We start from the raw sequence: 18367 nt of genomic DNA, 5'->3' as shown, positions 1-18367 counted from the left end.
TTCAATCTACCAGTCTGGCTTCAGGCGGCCGGTCTGGCCGTCACGGTCCGATGGCAAAGCACTGGGTGCCGCGCGCCTGGAGACGCAGGCAGGCAAGCTCGGCCTGTTTCTGGCTCAGCCCCATGAAATTCGCGTCGAAGCCGCTATTGCGCTGCACGATCTTGCGCAACGATTCATTCAGGGTGGCGCTTTCCTCAAGCATGGTGGTGGTCAGCGCGCGTTCGGCGGCGACCCGGCTGGGGAAACGCCCGATATTGACGCCCCAATGCCGCCCGCCAGATGTGGAAATGCGGGTGACCACCTCGACCGGGGTTGGCTCCACCAGTGCCGCCACCACCTCGCCACCCGCAGGGGTCGCGGTATGGATGACGACCGGCACATGTTCAGGCTCCGGTTCCGGGCGGGCCTGCGGGCTGGGCACCATCGCGGCCAGCGACATCACGCTGCCATCATCAATCATCGGCGCTGCCGCCAGCTGCATGGCGGGCGCGGGCATTTCGCCCCCGGTCGCCTCGGCCAATGCGCCAAAGATATCATCCTGCATGGCATTCACCGCCACCTCGGCCGCGATCATCTCGGCAATCGGGTCAGAGCCATCGCTCGCTGCGGGCGCCGCAGCCACCTGTGCCACCGCAGCCTGTGCAGGCCGCGCGCGCGGACGCGGCGAGGATGCGACAAGGCCACTCACCCGCACCGTCTTGGCCCCCACTTCGCGCGCCCCCGGCAGCGTGGCCTCGGCCACCAGCGCCGGATCCTCGACCGGATCAGGCTGCGCCTGCACCGGCGGCAAGCCGACAGGGGCCACCTTCTTGCCGGGTTTCACCGAGGCAAAGCCCAGATCCAGCAGCTCCGCCACCTTAGCATTGCGCTGCGCGGTAGAAGTTCCCCCGAAAACGGTGGCGATGATGCGCACGCCATTGCGTTCCGCCGAAGCCGTCAGGTTGAACCCTGCCGCATTGGTGAAGCCGGTCTTGATGCCGTCAGCCCCCTTGTAGGCGTCAAGGAAACGGCGGTTGGTCGAAACCACGTCGGTCACGCCCGCATCGGTCTCGCGACGCGAGAAGATGTTGTAATATTGCGGGAAATCATAAAACAGCCTTCTCCCCAGGATCGACATGTCATGTGCAGTCGACAGATGGCCCTTGCGGGTCAGCCCGTTGGCATTGGCGAAAGTCGTATTCGACATGCCGATGGCCTTGGCGGTGCGGTTCATCCGGGCCGCGAATTTCTCTTCCGATCCACCCACAGCTTCACCGATGGCGGTGGCCGCATCATTGGCGGATTTGATCGCCGCTGCCCGGATCAGGTGCCGCAGCGCGATGCGCTGACCCGGCTTCAGCCCCAACCGCGACGGCGGTTCCGCAGCGGCGTGTTTGGAGATCGTCACCATCGTATCAAGGCTGATCTCGCCCCGTTCAATCGCCTCGAACGCGATATAGAGCGTCATCATCTTGGTCAGCGAGGCGGGGTGAAGCCGCGCATTCGCATTGGATTCGTAGATGGTTTCCCCGGTGCGGGCATCCATCACATAGGCTGCATAAGGCGCGGCGCCCGAGGGCGTCGGCTTACTGGCCGAACAGGCCGCAATCACCACAAAAGTGGCCAGCAGCGCAAAATTGCGGAGAAACCGCTCAAGTCGCGAAACCACGTCGCTACCCCTTGCCTTCGAAAATCTGCCTCTGGACCGCCCCTGTTCTCGGGGCTTTGAAGGCAAGGGTAACATGGCCGACCATGGGCGAAAACCCCATAAATTCGGCACAGTTAGCATGTGACATTCATGCATAGGCACAAAATATGGGCAAATTCCGCATGTATTGTGCGACCCAGACACAAGATCAAGGGTCCAGCCGCGCCAGCAAATCGGCAAGCCCCGACAGATCGGGCAATTCGGCAAAGCGTGGATGATCCAGCGGTGCCTCGGCATGTTCCAGCGCCCAGGTCAGCGCGTGTGGCACATGCACCCCCCAGCCGCCGGTCTCGATCACCGGCAGTACATCGGATTTCAGCGAATTGCCCAGCATCATCGCATCAGCGCCGGTCACGCCATGGCGCTGGAACAGCCGCGCATAGACCTCGGCGCGCTTGTCACTGACGATCTCCACCGCGTGGAACAGATCGCCCAGGCCCGATTGCGCCAGCTTGCGTTCCTGGTCCAGCAGGTCGCCCTTGGTGATCAGCACAACCCGCGCGCCCCGGTCTGCGGCCAGTTGCACCGCCTCGCGCGCATGGGGCAGCAGGTGGATCGGGTGGGCCAGCATCTCGCGCCCGGCCGCCATCAGCTCGGCAATGACGGTCGCGGGCACCCGGCCCTCCGTCACCTCGATGGCGGTTTCGATCATCGACAACACGAACCCTTTTACGCCGAACCCATATTGGCCGACATTGCGCCGCTCGGCCGTAATCAACCGCTCATGCAGATGGTCGGGGGCGGCATAATCGGCCAAGAGGGCCTCGAACCTATCCTGCGTCAGCCGGAAGAAGGTCTCGTTCTGCCAAAGGGTGTCGTCGGCATCAAAGCCGATAAGGCGGATCTGGGTCATGACCGGACCCTGCCGGAAAGGCAGCATTTTCGCCAGCCTCTTTTCGTTCCGGCGATCTGCGCTATAATCGCGCCGCACACCCATGCCGATTCCGCGCCCAACCGGAGAATGCCCTTGTCCCTTCGCCCGATGATGAATTCGGAGAATGAGAACGGCAATGGATCGGAAACCTCGATCCTTGCCAAAGCGAAGCCGCGCACACAGCGCCCGCCGCTCTACAAGGTCATGCTGTTGAACGATGATTACACGCCGATGGAATTCGTCGTGCATATTCTGGAACGCTTCTTCGGCCTGAATCACGCGCAAGCCTTCGAGATCATGCTGACCGTCCACAAGAAGGGCCTCGCCGTCGTCGGCGTCTTCTCCTTCGAGGTGGCCGAGACCAAGGTGGCGCAGGTGATGGATTTCGCCCGCCGCCATCAGCACCCCCTGCAATGCACTATGGAGAAAGAGTGACGGGGACAGACCCCGCACTCGCAATATATGCGCGCCACCCGCCTTTCCCTTGCGCTTGACAGCGCAGCCTTCGTTTTGCCCGAGACCGGCCCGATTGCCGTGATGCGCCCGCGCGCGGGCGATGATCTGTCCCCCCTGCCCCGCGAACGGGTTGTGGTCGTGACCGGCTTCAAACCGGATTTCGATCATTTCACCGCCCGCGGTCTGACCTGCGCGACCGATCTGCCCGAAGACATCGCCGCCGCCGTGATCTGCCTGCCGCGCGCCAAGGCCGAGGCGCGGGCGATGCTGGCCGCCGCCTGTGCGGCACTGCCCCCCGGGGCCCCGGTGCTGGTGGATGGACAAAAGACCGACGGGGTCGATGCGATCTACAAGGACCTGCGCGCGCGCGGTCCGGTCGGCGAGGCGCAGGCCAAGGCGCATGGCAAGGTCTTTGTCTTTCCCGCCAGTGATGCGCTGGCGGATTGGGCAGCGCGGCCCGCACAGGTGGATGGCTTCACCACCCTGCCTGGCGTGTTCTCAGCCGATGGGCCGGATCGGGGATCGGCGCTGCTGGCCACCGCCCTGCCCGCCAAGCTGCCCTCGCGTGTCGTCGATCTGGGCGCGGGCTGGGGCTATCTGTCGCAGCATATCCTGACCCGTGATGGCGTGAAGGAATTGCATCTGGTCGAGGCCGAAAAGGCGGCGCTGGATTGTGCCCGCCTCAACGTCACCGATGCGCGCGCCCAGTTCCATTGGGCCGATGCCACAGTATGGCAGGTGCCGCATCTGGCAGGGGCCGTGGTCTGCAACCCGCCCTTCCATACCGGGCGCGATGCCGATCCCGCGCTTGGCCTCGCCTTCCTGCAAGCGGCGCGCAAGATGCTGGCCCCTGATGGCACGCTCTGGCTCGTGGCGAACCGCCATCTGCCCTATGACGCCGCCCTGCGCGCCGCCTTCCGCGAGATCGAAGAGATCGGCGGTGACGGTGCCTTCCGCGTGACCCGCGCCGCCTATCCCATTCGCAGCCGCTGAGGCAGAAAGGCCCCCCATGTCGCTTTCCCTTCAGGGCAAGACCGCCATTGTCACCGGCGCGGCCAACGGGCTTGGCCTCGCGATTGCGCGGCATTTCGTCGACAAGGGCGCGAATGTGATGTTCGCGGATATGGACGAGGCCCGGCTGGAGGCCGAGATCGGCGAAGAGGCCCGGGCAGAAGGGTCGCTGCGCATGTTCGCGGGCGATTTGCGCCAGAAACTTGCCATCACCAACCTGCTTTCCGCCACGATGGACGCGTTCGAACGCGTCGATATCCTTGTGAATGCCTCGCGCCAGACCGTCCTGTCCGATCCGCTCTGTATCGAGGAAGACGGGGTGGAGGCGATGCTGCAACAGAACCTGATGACCAGCCTGCGCATCAGCCAGTTGGCCGCCAAGCGCATGATCGCGCAAGGAGACAGCGGCGGCGCGATCATCAACCTGTCCTCCATCGCCGCCCGCCAGACCCGGCCAGAGCTGATGGCCTATTCCATCGCCTGCGCCGCCATCGACCAGATGACCCGTGCCATGGCGCTGGCGCTGGCCCCCAAAGGCATCCGCGTCAATGCGCTGGCCTTAGGGTCGGTCATGAGCGCAAGCCTTCAGACCCAGTTGAAAGAGGCCCCCGATTACCGCGAGACGATCCTTCGGGGCACGCCACTCGGCCGGATCGCTGCGGCGTCGGAAATTGTGGAAACCGCGCAATTCCTGGCATCCGATGCGGCGGCCTTCATCACCGGCCAAGTCATCACGGTGGATGGTGGGCGCAGCCTGCTGGATGTCGTGCCGACACCGGCACATTGACCCCCGTCCATTGACGCCTGCACTTTGAGGAAGACGAAGCATGGATGACCACAAGGCCCGCGCCGCGCATTGGTTCGCAGATCTGCGCCAGGAGATCGTCACCGCCTTTGAGGGGCTGGAGACCCGCTTTGGCGGTGCCGCGGCGGGACGGTTTGAGGTCACGCCAACCCACCGCGACAATGATGGCGGTGGCGGCATCATGAGCGTGATGCGGGGTGGCGCGGTCTTTGAAAAGGTCGGCGTCAATATCTCCACCGTGCATGGCACGCTGGGGGACAAGGCGCAAAAGGCCATGGCCGCGCGCGGGGTGCCCGGCATGGCAGACGACCCGCGCTTCTGGGCCAGCGGCATCAGCCTTGTTGCCCATATGCAGAACCCGCATAGCCCGGCAGTGCATATGAACACCCGCATGTTCTGGACCCCCCATGCCTGGTGGTTCGGCGGCGGGGCCGATCTGAACCCCTGCATCGAATATGCCGAGGATACCGCGCATTTCCATGCGGCGCTGCAAGCCGCCTGCGATGCCCATGCGCCGGAGTATTACCCCCGCTTCAAGGCCTGGGCGGATGAGTATTTCTTCATCCCGCATCGCGGCCGTGCCCGTGGTGTCGGCGGCATCTTCTATGATGATCTGAACACCGGCGACTGGGAGGCGGATTTTGCCTTCACCCAGGATGTCGGCCGCGCCTTCCTGAAGGCCTTTCTGCCCGTCACCGAACGCCGGTTGGGAACACCGGCATCAGACGACGACCGCGAGACGCAGTTACGCCATCGCGGCCTCTATGCCGAATATAATCTGGTCTATGATCGCGGCACGAAATTCGGGCTGGAAACCGGCCATAATGCCGATGCGGTGCTGATGAGCCTTCCGCCCGTCGCCAAGTGGTATTGAGGGTCAGCCCTGCGCAGGGCTGAAACTTTCGACCCAACGCACCATGCGCGGCAGGCAGACCGTTTGCAGATCATAGCCCTGCAGGATCGTCTCACGCGCGGCGCGGCGCATCTCGGTGAAACGGTCGGGGCGGGCCAGCGCCTTGGTCAGCATCTTCGACCAGCCCGGCACGTCGAAGAAATCGACCAGACGCCCGTTCACGCCATCCTCGATCAGCTCCTGCACCGGCGCGGTGCGCGATCCGACCACCAGACAGCCCGCGCTCATCGCCTCCAGCATCGACCAGCTGAGGACGAAAGGATAGGTCAGGTAGGCATGGACCCGGCTGACCTGCATCATCGATACAAAAGTCGGATAGGGCACCTTGCCGATGAAATGCACCCGGCTCAGATCCAGCTGATCGCGCACTTCGGACAGGAAGATATCCTTCCAGCTTTGGCCATTCGGCGCGGCGCGGCCATAGCTCACCTCATTGCCGCCGACGATCACCACCTGCGCATTGGGGCGTTCTGCCATCACCGCAGGCAGTGCCCGCATGAAGCTGTGATAGCCCCGATAAGGTTCGAGATTGCGGTTCACGAAGGTCAGAACCTCGTCGCCCGCGCGCAAGGTCGGACCGCCATCTGGCAGTTCCAGCACCGCGTTCGGATCTGGTTTCATCACCTCGGTGTTCACGCCATCAAAGATCACCTCGATCTTGTCGCGCAGCGTCGGCGGATGGGTTGAGGCCTGCCATTTCGTGGGGCTGAGGCCCGCATCGGCGTGAACCAGCGCCTGCCCCAGATGCGCCGCACGCCCCTGGGCGATCATCACCTGATCGAAACTTGGCGGATCGAATTCGGGATCAAACCCCACATCGGCACCCATGCCGCGATAGTAAAACTCGGAATAGACCAGCAGCTTGGCCTCGGGCCAGACCTCTTTCAGAAACAGCGTCTCGCCCCAACCGGAATGGCCAAAGATCACATCGGGGCGATAGCCCTGTTCGCGCAGTTGCATACAGGCGCGCGCGACCGTCACGCCACGATCGCTCATCTGTGTGTAATTGCGGCCCAACCGGCAGGCGGCAGGATCGGGTGCTGCAACATTGTGGCGGTATTTCACCACCGGAATGCTGATATTGCGCGTGTTGGACTGGTCGGTCAGCGCAAGGCAATCATGGCCGCGCGCCTGCATCGCCGGGGCCAGATGCAGGAACTGTCCCGGAAAATTCTGGTGAATGAAAAGGATCTTCAAATCTGGCTTCCTTCGCCGAATGCCGCCCGCAGCAGGGTTCGGGTATAATCCTCGCGCGGGGCCTCAAAAATCTGTGCGCCCTCGCCGGCCTCGACCACATCGCCCGCGCGCATCACGATCACCTTATGCGACAGCGCCCGCACCACCCGCAGATCGTGGCTGATGAACAGATAGGCCAAGCCCCATTTGCGTTGCAGATCGCGCAGCAATTCCACGATCTGCACCTGCACGGTCATGTCCAGCGCCGATGTCGGCTCGTCCAGCACCACCAGCTTGGGGCGCAGGATCATCGCGCGGGCAATCGCGATGCGCTGGCGCTGTCCGCCGGAAAATTCATGCGGATAGCGGCCCATCATCGACGGATCGAGCCCGACCTCGGTCATGATGCTCGCAACCATGGCGAGCTTGTCCTGCCCCGGCTCGGTGCCATGGACGCCAAGGCCTTCGGCGATGATCTCCTCGACCGTCATGCGCGGGGACAGCGATCCGTAAGGGTCCTGGAACACGATCTGCATATCGCGGCGCAGATCGCGCATCGCCCGGGCCGACAGACCGGATATGTCGCGCCCCAGCAGCGCGATGCGCCCGGTGGACGGGATCAGCCGCATGATGGCCAGCGCCAGCGTGGTCTTGCCCGACCCGCTTTCGCCGACGATCCCCAGCGTCTCACCAGCGCGCACCGAGATGGAGGCCCCGTTGACCGCCTTCACATGGCCCGTCACCCGGCGCAGAAGGCCGGTCTTGATCGGGAACCAGACCCGCAACTCCTCGGTCTCCACCACCACCGGCGCGCCCGGGGGCACGGGACCCGCGCGGCCCTGAGGTTCCGCCGCCAGCAGCTTTTGGGTATAGGGATGCTGCGGATTGGCAAAGATTTCATTCGTGCGGCCCTGCTCGACGATCAGCCCGTCCTTCATCACGCAGACCCGGTCGGCGATGCGGCGCACGATGCCCAGATCATGGGTGATGAACAGCATCGACAGGCATTCGCGCGCCTTCAGATCGGCCAGCATCTCAAGGATCTGGGCCTGGATGGTCACATCCAACGCGGTGGTCGGCTCATCCGCGATCAGAAGTTCCGGCCCGTTGGCCAAGGCCATTGCGATCATCACCCGCTGGCGCTGCCCGCCCGACAGCTCATGCGGATAGGCGGTCAGCCGGCTTTCGGCATCGCGGATGCCAACTTTGGTCAGCAGCTCCAGCACCCGTGCCCGCGCAGGTGCCCCCGACAGGCCCTGATGCAAGGCAAGGCTTTCCGCAATCTGGGTCTCGATCGTATGCAGCGGGTTCAGGCTGGTCATCGGCTCCTGGAAGATGAAGCTGATATCATTGCCGCGAATGCCGCGCAGATCGCGTTCTGACGCCGTTGCGATATCGCGCCCACGATAGCGGATCGTGCCTTCGACGCTGGCATTGTCGGCCAGCAGCCGCACGGTGGACAGGGCGGTGACTGATTTGCCCGATCCGCTTTCGCCGACCAGCGCCACCGTCTCGCCCTTGGCCACGTCAAAGCTCACGCCCTTCACCGCATGGATGATGCGGCCATCCTGCCGGAAGCGGATGTTCAGGTTTTCAACCGACAGCACGGTTTCAGACATGGTCGCGCTCATCGGAACGTCTTTCGCGGGTCAAACGCATCGCGCACGCCTTCAAAGATAAAGACTAGCAGCGACAGCATCAGGGCGAAGGTGAAAAAGGCGGTAAAGGCCAGCCAGGGTGCCTGCAGATTGTCCTTGGCCTGTTGCGTGAGTTCCCCCAGCGACGGTGCCGAGGCGGGCAGGCCGAAGCCCAGAAAATCCAGCATGGCCAGCGTTCCGATTGTGCCGGTGACGATGAAGGGCAACATGGTCAGGGTGGCGACCATGGCATTGGGCAGCACATGGCGGAAGATGATCACCCGATCCGGCACACCAAGCGCCCGCGCCGCGCGGACATATTCAAAGTTGCGGGCGCGCAGAAACTCGGCCCGCACCACGCCAATCAGCGAGGTCCAGCCAAAGGCGACCATCAGCGCAACCAGCAACCAGAAGTTCATCCGCCAGATCGCGGCCACGATGATGATCACATAAAGCGTGGGGGTCGCGCTCCAGATCTCGATCACGCGCTGGAAGATCAGGTCGACCCAGCCGCCGAAATAGCCCTGCACCGCGCCCGCGGTGATGCCGACGACCGAGGTCAACGCCGTCACGATCAGCGCAAACAGGATCGACAGGCGGAAGCCATAGATCACCCGTGCTAGCACATCGCGCGCGGTATCATCGGTGCCCAGCCAATGCTGCGCATCGGGCGGCGACGGGGCCGCGCGGCCGATATCATTGATCGTGTTGTAGCTATAGGGGATCGGAGGCCAGAGGATCCAGCCCGCCTCAATCGCCTGCCCTTCAACTGTGCCCGATTGCGCCTCGGCCAGAATGCCCTCAGGGTCGTCCCAGCAGGCCTCGGCCCCCTGCGCGACGATCAGGCATTGCACCTCCGGGTCGCGATAGGCGGCTTCGGTGCGGAAATCGCCGCCAAAGGCAGTTTCGGGGTAAAACTTCAGGAAGGGCGTGTAATATTCGCCCTTGTGGCTGACCAGCAGCGGCTTGTCATTCGCCAGCACCTCGGCAAACAGCGACAGGCCGAACAGCAGGGTGAACAGCCATAGCGACCAGAAGGCCCGGCGATTGGCCTTGAAGTTGCGCCAGCGGCGTTGGTTCAGGGGCGAAAGGGCCATCGCGCTTACCCCCGCTTCTCGAAATCGATGCGCGGATCAATCAGCACATACATCAGGTCTGACAGGATGCCGACCAGCAGCGCCAGCAGCGAAAACGCGTAAAGCGTGCCGAACAGCACCGGGTAGTTGCGCTTGACCGCCGCCTCAAAGCCAAGCCGGCCCAGACCATCCAGTGAAAAGATCGTCTCGATGATCATCGATCCGCCAAAGAACACCGCCACAAAAAGTGCCGGGAAGCCCGCGATCACGATCAGCATCGCATTGCGGAAGACATGGCCGTAAAGCACCCGAGATTCCGACAAGCCCTTGGCGCGGGCGGTCATCACATATTGCTTGCGGATTTCATCAAGGAAGCTGTTCTTGGTCAGCAGCGTCATGGTTGCGAAACTTGCGATGGTGGAGGCCGTGATCGGCAGCACCATATGCCAGGCGTAATCCGTGACCTTGCCCCAAAGGCTGAGGCTGGACCAATTGTCCGAGGTCAGGCCGCGCAGCGGGAACCATTGGTAATAGGTGCCCCCGGCAAAGACCACCATCAGCAGCACTGCAAACAGGAAGCCGGGGATGGCATAACCCACGATGATGACGCCCGAGGTCCAGGTATCAAAGGCGCTGCCATCGCGCACCGCCTTGCGGATCCCCAGCGGGATCGAGACCATATAGGCGATCAGCGTCGACCACAGACCCAGCGAGATCGAGACCGGCATTTTCTCCACCACCAGTTCCATCACGCCCTTGGAATGGAAGTAGCTTTCGCCGAAATTGAAGGTCAGGTAATTGCCCATCATGATGAAGAAGCGTTCGACCGCGCCGATCTTCTCCTTGTGGCATTCTGCGGCGCGCAGACTGGGCGTGCCGGTAAACCCATCTGCGCAGACAATGCGGGCGAAACCGAACTGCACCTCCAGCTGGTCGATGAATTCCGGCGGCAGGCCACGCGCGCCGATGTAATCGCCCTGTCCGCCCTGACCACCGCCACCGGGATCACCGCCACTGCCCGAGACTGCGCTGAAGGCATCGCCGTCGCCGTCCAGCTGGGCAAGGATCTGCTCGATCGGTCCACCGGGCACGAATTGCGTCAGCGTGAAGTTGATCACCATGATCCCGAGCAATGTCGGGATGATCAGCAGCAGCCTGCGAAGGATATAGGCACCCATGGCGTGCGTCAGCCTGTTGTCGTTGTTCTGCCCGGGCCCTTGATGGGCCGACTTATCGGATCGCGCCTTCGGCCTTCAGCCGCGCGGCCTTTTCGGCGTCATACCACCAGAAATCCATTTCGCCCAGTGCGTAGTCGGGCAAGGCTTCGGGGTGACCGAACAGGTCGTAATAGGCCACGGTATGACTGGCCTTATACCATTGCGGGATCCAGAACCGTTCCGCGCGCAGCACACGGTCCAGTGCCATGGTGATATAGGTCAGCTCATCGCGGGTCTTGGCGGCAATGGCCTGATCGATCAGCTTATCCACTGCCGGGCTTTTCAACCCCATCAGGTTGAAGGCGGAATCGTCCGCCGTCGCACCGCCGAAAAACTGCTTCAGTTCCGCCCCGGAGATATAGGTGGAGCGCGCATTGCCGGTAATCAGATCGAAATCATAATTCGGCGGCCGGGTGCGGTTTTCCATCTGCGCCGGATCGACCTTCACATTGGCCGCATCAATGCCAAGCGCGCGCAGGTTCTCGACAAAGGGATTGATCACGCGGTCAAAGGCGGAATCGTCGTTCAGCAGTTCGATCCGCAGCACCTCGCCCTTGGCATTACGGCGCAGCCCATCCGCGCCGACCTCCCAGCCCGCCGCGTCCAGCAGTGCGGAAGCACGGCGCAGATTGCCACGATCCAGCTGGCGCGCACCCGAGACAGGTGCCAGCACGGCTTCATCGGTCAGGATCGATGCGGGCAGCAGCTTGGCATCCACCAGCGGCTGCAAGACCGCGATCTCTTCCGGGCCGGGCGTGCCCTTGGCCTCCATCCAGGTGTTTTCCCAGATGGATTCGACCCGGTCGTAAAGCCCATAGAACAGCGTCTGGTTCGACCATTCAAAGTTGAACATCAGGCCCACGGCCTCGCGCACGCGGGGGTCCTGAAACTTTTCGCGCCGCAGATTGATCAGGAAGGCCTGACCCGAGGCCTTGGCACCCGAATGCAGCTCTGCCTTCACCGCATAGCCCTTGGTGATCGCCGGAAAATCATAGGCGGTCGACCATTGCTTGGCAGAATTTTCATTGCGGAAGGTGTAGACGCCCGACTTGAACGCCTCAAACGCGGCCGCACTGTCGGCGAAGTATTCCAGCCGGATGGTATCGAAATTGCTGCGCCCCACATTGATCGGCAGCGTAGCCCCCCAGTAATCCGGGTTGCGCTTGTAAACCAGCGTGCGGCCCACCTCCATCCGGTCGAACATATAGGGACCAGAGCCGATATAGGGCGTCAAGGTCGCGCTCTCGAGGTCCAGCTTGTCGCGCTCGAACTGTGCCTTGGACAGAACCGGCAGTCCTCCGACCTCTTGAATCAGGTCGCGCTTGGGGAAATCCGGCTTGAAGGTGAACTTGATCCGATGCGGATCCAGCACCTCGGCCCCCTCGACCTGCTGCGCCAGCACCGTGCGGAAATCCGACAGGCCCTTTTCCAGCAATGTCTGATAGGAGAACATCACGTCATCGGCGGTCAGGGGCGTGCCGTCCGAAAATTTTGCCTCGGGGCGCAGGTTGAAGATCACCCAGTCGCGGCTTTCGGGATATTCGATGGTGGCACAGACGAGACAATAGGCCGATCCGATCTCATCCGAGGTGCCGGTCATGATCGGCTCCAGCATGACGGTCGACAAGGCACCCGCCAGCCCCTTCACGGTGAAGGGGTTCATGCTGTCAAAGCCCCCCATCGTCCATTCGCTGATCTCGCCGCCCTTGGGCGCATCCGGGTTCACATAATCCAGATGCTTGAAATCAGCCGGGTATTTCAGATCCCCAAAGGTGGAGATGCCATGCGACACCATCACCGCATCGGCACGGCTGGCGGTGGTAAACGCGGCCAGCGCCAGTAGCGCCGCGCCGGCCAGAACGATCCCTGCCGCCATCCCCTGCCCGCGATCCGAAAGCCCCCGGTCCTCAAGACGGGCCGCACGCGTGGCGGCATGGGCAGAACGGCGGGTCGGGTGGTGCGCCATGAAGCGTCTCCTGTCTTCGGATGCTATGGACCGAGACTAGCGGAAAATCGTGCCCCCTCAAGGCGCGATTCCGTGAAAGCGCGGTGAAAGCACCGTGAAAACAAGGCCAAGCAGACGATCAGGGCGCAAAATACAAAGGCCGCCTGAAAAGGCGGCCTTTCCGATCCGGGATCAACCCCGGGATATCTGCCGACGCTTATTGCTGCTGTGCCAGCCAGGCGATCAGGTCGGCGCGATCCTGAACCTTGGGCAGCCCCGCGAAGGACATCTTGGTGCCCGGCATATAGCCTTTCGGGTTGGTCAGGAACTTTTCCAGATTTTCCGGCGTCCAGTGATCGGCGGCCATTGCCTTGAGGGCGTCGGAATAGCCGAAGCCCGCGACCGAGGCCTTGGCACGATCCACCACACCGTTCAGATGCGGGCCGGTGCCATCGCTGCCATCCACCTTGTGGCAGGCCTTGCACTTGGCAAAGACCTTCTCGCCCTTGGCGGCATCGGCGGTGGCATAGACTTCTGCGAAGGCGGGGCCTGCATCGGCTGCGGCAGCATCACCACCCTCGGCTGCGGCAACCTCGATGACATAGGACTGGGTTTCCTCGCCGCCATGGCCGCCACCGCTCATCGAGTAGAGACTCGTGCCGGCCCAGCTCAACAGCAAAAACGCGAGCAAAGACCCGCAGACTGCGCCCGTCCCCTTGGTGAGTGTCATCGTGTCGAACATGTCGCGTCCCGTTCTTGGCATGTAGCTGATCGGCTTCTATCCGCTTCCCCCCCCCTTTTTCAAGGTGTAGTAGCGCGACAAAGAGGCCAATTGCGGTGATTTGGCTGCGGAGTGTGACATCATGGCAGGACGTATCGCGTTCCAGGGCGAACTAGGCGCCTATTCCCATCAGGCCTGTGCGCAGGCACGACCGGGCTTTGAACCCGTTCCCTGCACCACCTTTGAAGATGTGGTAGAGATGACCCGCGCGGGTGAGGTCGATCTGGGCTGCCTTGCCGTTGAAAACTCAACCTATGGTCGCGTGGCCGATGTCCACAGTCTGCTGCCCAATGCAGGGCTTCATATCGTGGACGAGGCCTTTGTGCGGGTGCATGTGAACCTGCTGGGCATCAAGGGTGGCAAGTTGGAAGATGTGCGCGAGGCCTATGGCCATGTGGTGATCCTGCCGCAATGCGCGGGCTTTCTGCGTGCGCATGACATCAAGGGGCGGGTCAGCTCCGACAATGCCCGCGCCGCCCGCGAAACCGCCGAGGCGCGTGACCCGGCCCGCGCGGCACTGGCCAGTGAAATGGCGGCCGAGATCTACGGCCTGGACGTGCTGGCCCGCCATATCGAGGATCACGCGAACAACACCACCCGCTTTCTGGTGATGAGCCGCGACGGCGATCATACCCGGCGCGCCGCGCGGATGATGACGACCTTCACCTTCCGGGTGCGCAACATTCCGGCCGCGCTTTACAAGGCGCTTGGCGGCTTTGCCACCAATGGTGTGAACATGACCAAGCTGGAAAGCTATATGGTCGGCGGCAGCTTCACCGCGACCGAGTTCTATGCCGATATCGAGGGCCATCCGCAGGATGCCAATGTTGCGCGGGCCCTGGAAGAGCTGCGCTATTTCACCAGCCACATGAACATTCTGGGCGTCTACCCCGCCGCGTTGGAACGCGAGGGGGCAGCGGGCATCGGTGGTCAGGCCTGAGCTGCTGGTTCAGGCGGGGGGCCGTCAGGCCCCGCCGCCATCGGCGGAAGGTGCCCGGTTGCGCGGGCCTCATCTCAGGATATCAGCCGCGCTTTCAGGCGCGGGCCTGTGCGCGGTAACGCTCTTCGATCTCGTTGCACAGCGCGCCGACACGCGCCTCGAACTTGCGGTCGATCTTGCCGCGCGCAAGTTTCATGGATTGCAGGAAGACCCGCGCCGCCAGATTGCGCGGCTTGACCTCAACGCCCAGGGTGACGCGCGTGCGCCGGGCTGACATCTCCACGAAATCCACCTTTACCTCGGCATCGACCATCTTGCCAAAGCCTTGGAATGTCAGGGCATTCGGCTTGTCTACGGCCGCGAGCTTCACCGAGATGCGACGCATCTTGCCGCGATAGAGGAAGCCCACGTTCCACGCCATGCCGGGCCCGAAACCCTGCAGGCGGTCGGTGCGGGTCACTTCGGCACCGCGCCGCAGCGCCGCACGTTCCCAACCTTCGGTGTCGGCGAAGCTGTCAAAGACAAAGGCCAGCGGGGCTTCGATATCTTCGCGGGTGCTCAGTTTCATAGGGGTCCGCTCCTGGCCAATGGGTCAGGCTTGCCCCTGCAATCGGGCCGCCTTGCTGTCGGGCACCAGTTTTCCCCTCAATCCAGCCGGTCTGCAAGCCAGTTTGTCAGCAAAAAATGCGCAATTGATCCGTTGCGCGGTAGTTTCAGATCCTCGCGCTGCCCGGCATGGGCGGCAAGCAGATCTTCACGCGAACACCACATCGCAGCCTCCAGCTCAGCCGGATCAAGGGTGATGGTCTCGCTTGTCGCCTCGGCCGCACAGCCGATCATCAGGGATGCCGGGAAGGGCCAGGGCTGGCTGGCCAGATAGCGCACCGGACCGATCTGGACCCCGGTTTCCTCAAGCACCTCACGGCGCACGGCGGATTCGAGGCTTTCGCCCGGTTCCACAAAGCCTGCAAGACAGGAATACATGCCCTCGGGCCAGCCTGAAGAACGGCCGAGCAACGTGCGGTTGCCTTGCGTCACCAGCATGATGACCACCGGATCGGTGCGTGGGAAATGTTGCGCGCCGCAGCCCGGACATGACCGCTGCCAGCCCGCCATCACCATGTCGGAGGCATGGCCACAGGTCGCGCAATAGGCATGGCTGCGATGCCAGTGCAGCACGGCGCGCGCGGTTGCGGCCAGCGCCGCCTCCTCGGGCGAAAGCGCCGTCATCACGCCCCGCAATTCGTGGAAACCCAGATGATCTGGAAGCGCTGGATGGGCCTGTACCGACGGATCGAAGAACCCGTGCTCCACCGCTTCGGCACCTGCTTCGGGCGACCAGTCCGAGATGTCGCGCGCAAACCATGCCGCGCCCCCGGTATCCAGTCCCAGAAAGATCGCAGAACGCCCATGGGCCAGCGCCGCATGACCTTCGGCCAGCCAGCCAAGCGCGCTTTCATCCCGCATCAGCACCTTGCCACGCCAAAGCGGCAGCACCTTGCCCGTGGCCAGCAGCGCGGCCATGCGATCGGTATCGCCGCGCAGATGGGCGGCACGGTCCGGGCCGGCTGCGGCAAAAGTCACCGTTTCCGCGATTTGCATTCTGCTCTCCCGGGTCCTGCGCCAAAGTGACGCGCCGCCAAGAGATAGCCCGCCATGCCGCCAAGGCCAAGCCCGCCAGAAGATGGATGGCAGCCGCCGCGCCGATAATGCCAATGAATACCGAACTCTAAATTATATCTTGTGCCAATATCTTTTCCGATCACGAATTGACAGATTCTGCTCGAACATGCGTAAATCGCTCAGATGTTCCGTGGCAGGTTGATTTGAACAACCCCACAGATCGCTTAATCTGCCCCCGCGCTTGGCCCGTGATTTCAGCCTGGAGATACCGCCTTCAGCATGTCAGTGCCCGTTTCCCGGTCAAGCGGCCCCGATATGGTGCTGCGCATTCTCGCGACCACAGACTTGCATGTCCATCTGATGGGCTATGACTATTACGCAGATCGTGAGGATGCCCGGCTGGGCCTGGCGCGCACCGCAACATTAATTGCCGCAGCCCGGACCGAAGTGGCGGATTGCCTGCTTGTTGACAATGGTGACTTCCTTCAGGGCAATCCGATGGGGGATTTCATCGCCCTCCGACGCTCTGGCCAGCACGATTCCGGGCCAGAGGGGCTGCCTCCGGTTCATCCCGCAATCCGGGTGATGAACCGGTTGGGTTACGATGCCGCAACCTTGGGCAATCACGAATTCAATTACGGATTGGAGACTTTGTCCCTGTTGCTGCGCGGCGCGAATTTTCCGATCGTGTCTGCCAATATCGCCCATGCGCTTGGGGGGCGACCACGCGAAGACCGCACTTATATGCCGCCCTTTGCCCTGCTTGATCGGCAGGTGACCACGGCGGATGGTCAATGTTTGACGCTGCGTATCGGCGTCATCGGCTTTGCGCCGCCACAAATCGTGCAATGGGACCGGCTGTTGCTGGAAGGTGTGCTAAGCACACGCGATATCGTGGCGGCGGCCCGCGATTGGGTGCCGGAATTGCGGGCCGCCGGCGCTGATGTGGTGATTGCCCTGTCGCATTCCGGGATCGGCAATGCCGATGACCTCGACGGGGCCGAGAATGCCAGTGCAGCCTTGACGCAGGTGCCCGGCATTGATGCGATCATCGCGGGCCACAGCCATCTGGTCTATCCCTCGCAGGATTTCGCAGCCTTTCCCGGTGCCGATCTGACGCATGGCCGGATCCTTGGACGCCCGATCGTGATGCCGGGGGCCTATGGATCACATCTGGGGGTAATCGATCTGCACCTTGCCCATGACAGCGCAGGATGGCGCGTGACCTCCTCACATGCCGAGGTGCGGGCGGTCCGGGCGGACACGTCCCCCCTGCCCGAGGTCGTGCAGGAGGTGCGGCAAGAGCACGCGCAGACGCTGCACTTTTGCGGCCGCAGCGTCGGGCAAAGCCAGGCCCGGCTGCACAGCCATTTTGCCACCATCGCGGCCAGCAATGCGCTGGATGTGGTGGCCGAGGCGCAGCGGCGCTTTGTGGCGCGGCAGGTGCAGGGTCGCCCCGAGGCGGGATTGCCGATCCTCTCTGCCGTCTCGCCCTTCAAGGCAGGCGGACGCGGCGGCGCGGGCCATTATATCGATATACCCGCGGGCGATCTGGCCATGCGCCATATCGCGGATCTCTACATCTTTCCCAATACGATCATCGCGCTGCGCCTGACCGGGGCAGAACTGGCCGATTGGCTTGAAGCCTCGGTCGGGCTCTATCGCCAGATCCGCCCGGGCAGTCATGACCAGATGCTGCTGGACGAAGATTTTCCAAGTTACAACCATGACCGCATCAGCGGCCTCAGCTTCGAGATCGATCTGAGCCAGCCCGCCCGCTTTGACCGGCACGGGCAATTGCGCCACCCGCAAAGCCGCCGCCTGCGCAACCTGCGTCACGGCGATGCGCCGGTGGATCCGGCGCAGCATTTCATCCTTGCGACGAACAGCTATCGCGCTGCGGGCAGCGGCGGCTATGCCGGACCCTGGCTGGCACGCAGCCTTGATCTTGGGCGGGTGCCGATCCGCGATATCCTGATGCGCCACGTCGCCGAGACCTCGCCCCTTTGTGGAACGCCCACGCCCGGGCCGCGTTTTTGCCCGATGCCCGGCACCTCGGTCCTGTTCGACACCGCCCCGGGCGCGTTGGAAACCCGACAGGATATCGCCCATCTGCAGCCCGAATTTCTCGGCCACCAGCCAAGCGGCTTCGCGCGCTTCCGTCTGCATCTGTGATCCGCTAGGCTTCGCCACGAGAGCAGGACGCAAGCGAATACGGGACAGGAT

The 18367-nt window shown here is 63.0% G+C and carries 16 protein-coding genes; 6 read left to right on the top strand and 10 right to left on the bottom strand.

Translation table 11 applies throughout. The features are described 5' to 3' along the window. Window positions 1–40: 40 nt before the first annotated feature. Both GBJ34_RS00745 and GBJ34_RS00740 read right to left on the bottom strand, forming a co-directional pair. Complete coding sequence (locus tag GBJ34_RS00745) at window positions 41–1648, bottom strand: D-alanyl-D-alanine carboxypeptidase family protein (RefSeq protein ID WP_151717342.1); 1608 nt, start codon at window positions 1646–1648, stop codon at window positions 41–43. Between the two features lie 187 nt (window positions 1649–1835). Next, window positions 1836–2540, bottom strand: coding sequence for an HAD family hydrolase (locus GBJ34_RS00740; protein ID WP_151717341.1), 705 nt, complete (start codon window positions 2538–2540; stop codon window positions 1836–1838). A gap of 132 nt (window positions 2541–2672) precedes the next feature. On the opposite strand from GBJ34_RS00740, the gene clpS reads away from it, so the two are divergent. From clpS to hemF, 4 genes are read left to right on the top strand one after another with little or no spacing between them, the layout of a single operon-like run. Beyond that, a complete protein-coding gene (clpS, locus tag GBJ34_RS00735; protein ID WP_192931068.1) occupies window positions 2673–2996 on the top strand; it encodes an ATP-dependent Clp protease adapter ClpS in 324 nt (107 codons plus the stop codon). 27 nt (window positions 2997–3023) lie between these two features. Beyond that, entirely contained in the window at window positions 3024–4010 is a 987-nt protein-coding gene (locus GBJ34_RS00730) for a class I SAM-dependent methyltransferase (RefSeq protein ID WP_151717339.1), read from the top strand. Between the two features lie 16 nt (window positions 4011–4026). After that, complete coding sequence (locus tag GBJ34_RS00725; RefSeq protein WP_151717338.1) at window positions 4027–4815, top strand: SDR family NAD(P)-dependent oxidoreductase; 789 nt, start codon at window positions 4027–4029, stop codon at window positions 4813–4815. A gap of 40 nt (window positions 4816–4855) precedes the next feature. Next, window positions 4856–5707: an oxygen-dependent coproporphyrinogen oxidase gene (gene hemF / locus GBJ34_RS00720; protein ID WP_151717337.1), complete on the top strand. Its 852-nt coding sequence runs from the start codon at window positions 4856–4858 to the stop codon at window positions 5705–5707. Between the two features lie 3 nt (window positions 5708–5710). Here the strand turns inward: hemF and GBJ34_RS00715 are convergent, their stop codons facing one another. From GBJ34_RS00715 to GBJ34_RS00690, 6 genes are all read right to left on the bottom strand, one after another. After that, window positions 5711–6943 (bottom strand): glycosyltransferase family 4 protein, encoded by a 1233-nt coding sequence (locus GBJ34_RS00715; protein ID WP_151717336.1) that lies wholly within the window; start codon window positions 6941–6943, stop codon window positions 5711–5713. Further along, window positions 6940–8553 (bottom strand): ABC transporter ATP-binding protein, encoded by a 1614-nt coding sequence (locus GBJ34_RS00710; RefSeq protein WP_226340999.1) that lies wholly within the window; start codon window positions 8551–8553, stop codon window positions 6940–6942. Before GBJ34_RS00710 ends, GBJ34_RS00715 begins: the two co-directional genes overlap by 4 nt. Beyond that, entirely contained in the window at window positions 8550–9656 is a 1107-nt protein-coding gene (locus tag GBJ34_RS00705) for an ABC transporter permease (RefSeq protein WP_151717335.1), read from the bottom strand. The genes GBJ34_RS00710 and GBJ34_RS00705 overlap by 4 nt, the downstream gene beginning before the upstream one ends. Window positions 9657–9661: 5 nt before the next feature. Then, a complete protein-coding gene (locus GBJ34_RS00700) occupies window positions 9662–10813 on the bottom strand; it encodes a microcin C ABC transporter permease YejB (protein WP_151717334.1) in 1152 nt (383 codons plus the stop codon). Between the two features lie 52 nt (window positions 10814–10865). Next, window positions 10866–12818: an extracellular solute-binding protein gene (locus tag GBJ34_RS00695; protein WP_151717333.1), complete on the bottom strand. Its 1953-nt coding sequence runs from the start codon at window positions 12816–12818 to the stop codon at window positions 10866–10868. Between the two features lie 196 nt (window positions 12819–13014). Further along, window positions 13015–13539 (bottom strand): c-type cytochrome, encoded by a 525-nt coding sequence (locus GBJ34_RS00690; RefSeq protein ID WP_151717332.1) that lies wholly within the window; start codon window positions 13537–13539, stop codon window positions 13015–13017. Window positions 13540–13660: 121 nt separating this feature from the next. On the opposite strand from GBJ34_RS00690, the gene GBJ34_RS00685 reads away from it, so the two are divergent. Next, a complete protein-coding gene (locus GBJ34_RS00685) occupies window positions 13661–14518 on the top strand; it encodes a prephenate dehydratase (protein ID WP_151717331.1) in 858 nt (285 codons plus the stop codon). Window positions 14519–14612: 94 nt separating this feature from the next. Here GBJ34_RS00685 and GBJ34_RS00680 read toward each other — a convergent pair whose 3' ends face one another. Next, on the bottom strand, window positions 14613–15086 hold the full coding sequence (locus tag GBJ34_RS00680; protein WP_151717330.1) for an SRPBCC family protein: 474 nt from the start codon (window positions 15084–15086) through the stop codon (window positions 14613–14615). A gap of 77 nt (window positions 15087–15163) precedes the next feature. Next, a complete protein-coding gene (gene nudC, locus GBJ34_RS00675) occupies window positions 15164–16120 on the bottom strand; it encodes an NAD(+) diphosphatase (protein ID WP_151717329.1) in 957 nt (318 codons plus the stop codon). 300 nt (window positions 16121–16420) lie between these two features. On the opposite strand from nudC, the gene GBJ34_RS00670 reads away from it, so the two are divergent. Then, complete coding sequence (locus GBJ34_RS00670; RefSeq protein WP_151717328.1) at window positions 16421–18316, top strand: bifunctional 2',3'-cyclic-nucleotide 2'-phosphodiesterase/3'-nucleotidase; 1896 nt, start codon at window positions 16421–16423, stop codon at window positions 18314–18316. Window positions 18317–18367: the final 51 nt, after the last annotated feature.

This window comes from Gemmobacter serpentinus (genome assembly GCF_008973825.1).
GTDB classification, from domain to species: domain Bacteria; phylum Pseudomonadota; class Alphaproteobacteria; order Rhodobacterales; family Rhodobacteraceae; genus Gemmobacter; species Gemmobacter serpentinus.
Note: the sequence above shows the minus strand (reverse complement) of the source record. Positions and strands in the feature narration are given on the sequence as shown.

Coding starts and splice junctions, on each gene's coding strand:
- GBJ34_RS00690 (WP_151717332.1), bottom strand. CDS start 13,539: ATGTTCGACACGATGACACTCACCAAGGGGACGGGCGCAGTCTGCGGG.
- GBJ34_RS00685 (WP_151717331.1), top strand. CDS start 13,661: ATGGCAGGACGTATCGCGTTCCAGGGCGAACTAGGCGCCTATTCCCAT.
- GBJ34_RS00725 (WP_151717338.1), top strand. CDS start 4,027: ATGTCGCTTTCCCTTCAGGGCAAGACCGCCATTGTCACCGGCGCGGCC.
- GBJ34_RS00670 (WP_151717328.1), top strand. CDS start 16,421: ATGTCAGTGCCCGTTTCCCGGTCAAGCGGCCCCGATATGGTGCTGCGC.
- GBJ34_RS00695 (WP_151717333.1), bottom strand. CDS start 12,818: ATGGCGCACCACCCGACCCGCCGTTCTGCCCATGCCGCCACGCGTGCG.
- hemF (WP_151717337.1), top strand. CDS start 4,856: ATGGATGACCACAAGGCCCGCGCCGCGCATTGGTTCGCAGATCTGCGC.
- GBJ34_RS00700 (WP_151717334.1), bottom strand. CDS start 10,813: ATGGGTGCCTATATCCTTCGCAGGCTGCTGCTGATCATCCCGACATTG.
- GBJ34_RS00680 (WP_151717330.1), bottom strand. CDS start 15,086: ATGAAACTGAGCACCCGCGAAGATATCGAAGCCCCGCTGGCCTTTGTC.
- GBJ34_RS00730 (WP_151717339.1), top strand. CDS start 3,024: ATGCGCGCCACCCGCCTTTCCCTTGCGCTTGACAGCGCAGCCTTCGTT.
- GBJ34_RS00710 (WP_226340999.1), bottom strand. CDS start 8,553: ATGAGCGCGACCATGTCTGAAACCGTGCTGTCGGTTGAAAACCTGAAC.
- GBJ34_RS00740 (WP_151717341.1), bottom strand. CDS start 2,540: ATGACCCAGATCCGCCTTATCGGCTTTGATGCCGACGACACCCTTTGG.
- clpS (WP_192931068.1), top strand. CDS start 2,673: ATGAATTCGGAGAATGAGAACGGCAATGGATCGGAAACCTCGATCCTT.
- GBJ34_RS00705 (WP_151717335.1), bottom strand. CDS start 9,656: ATGGCCCTTTCGCCCCTGAACCAACGCCGCTGGCGCAACTTCAAGGCC.
- nudC (WP_151717329.1), bottom strand. CDS start 16,120: ATGCAAATCGCGGAAACGGTGACTTTTGCCGCAGCCGGCCCGGACCGT.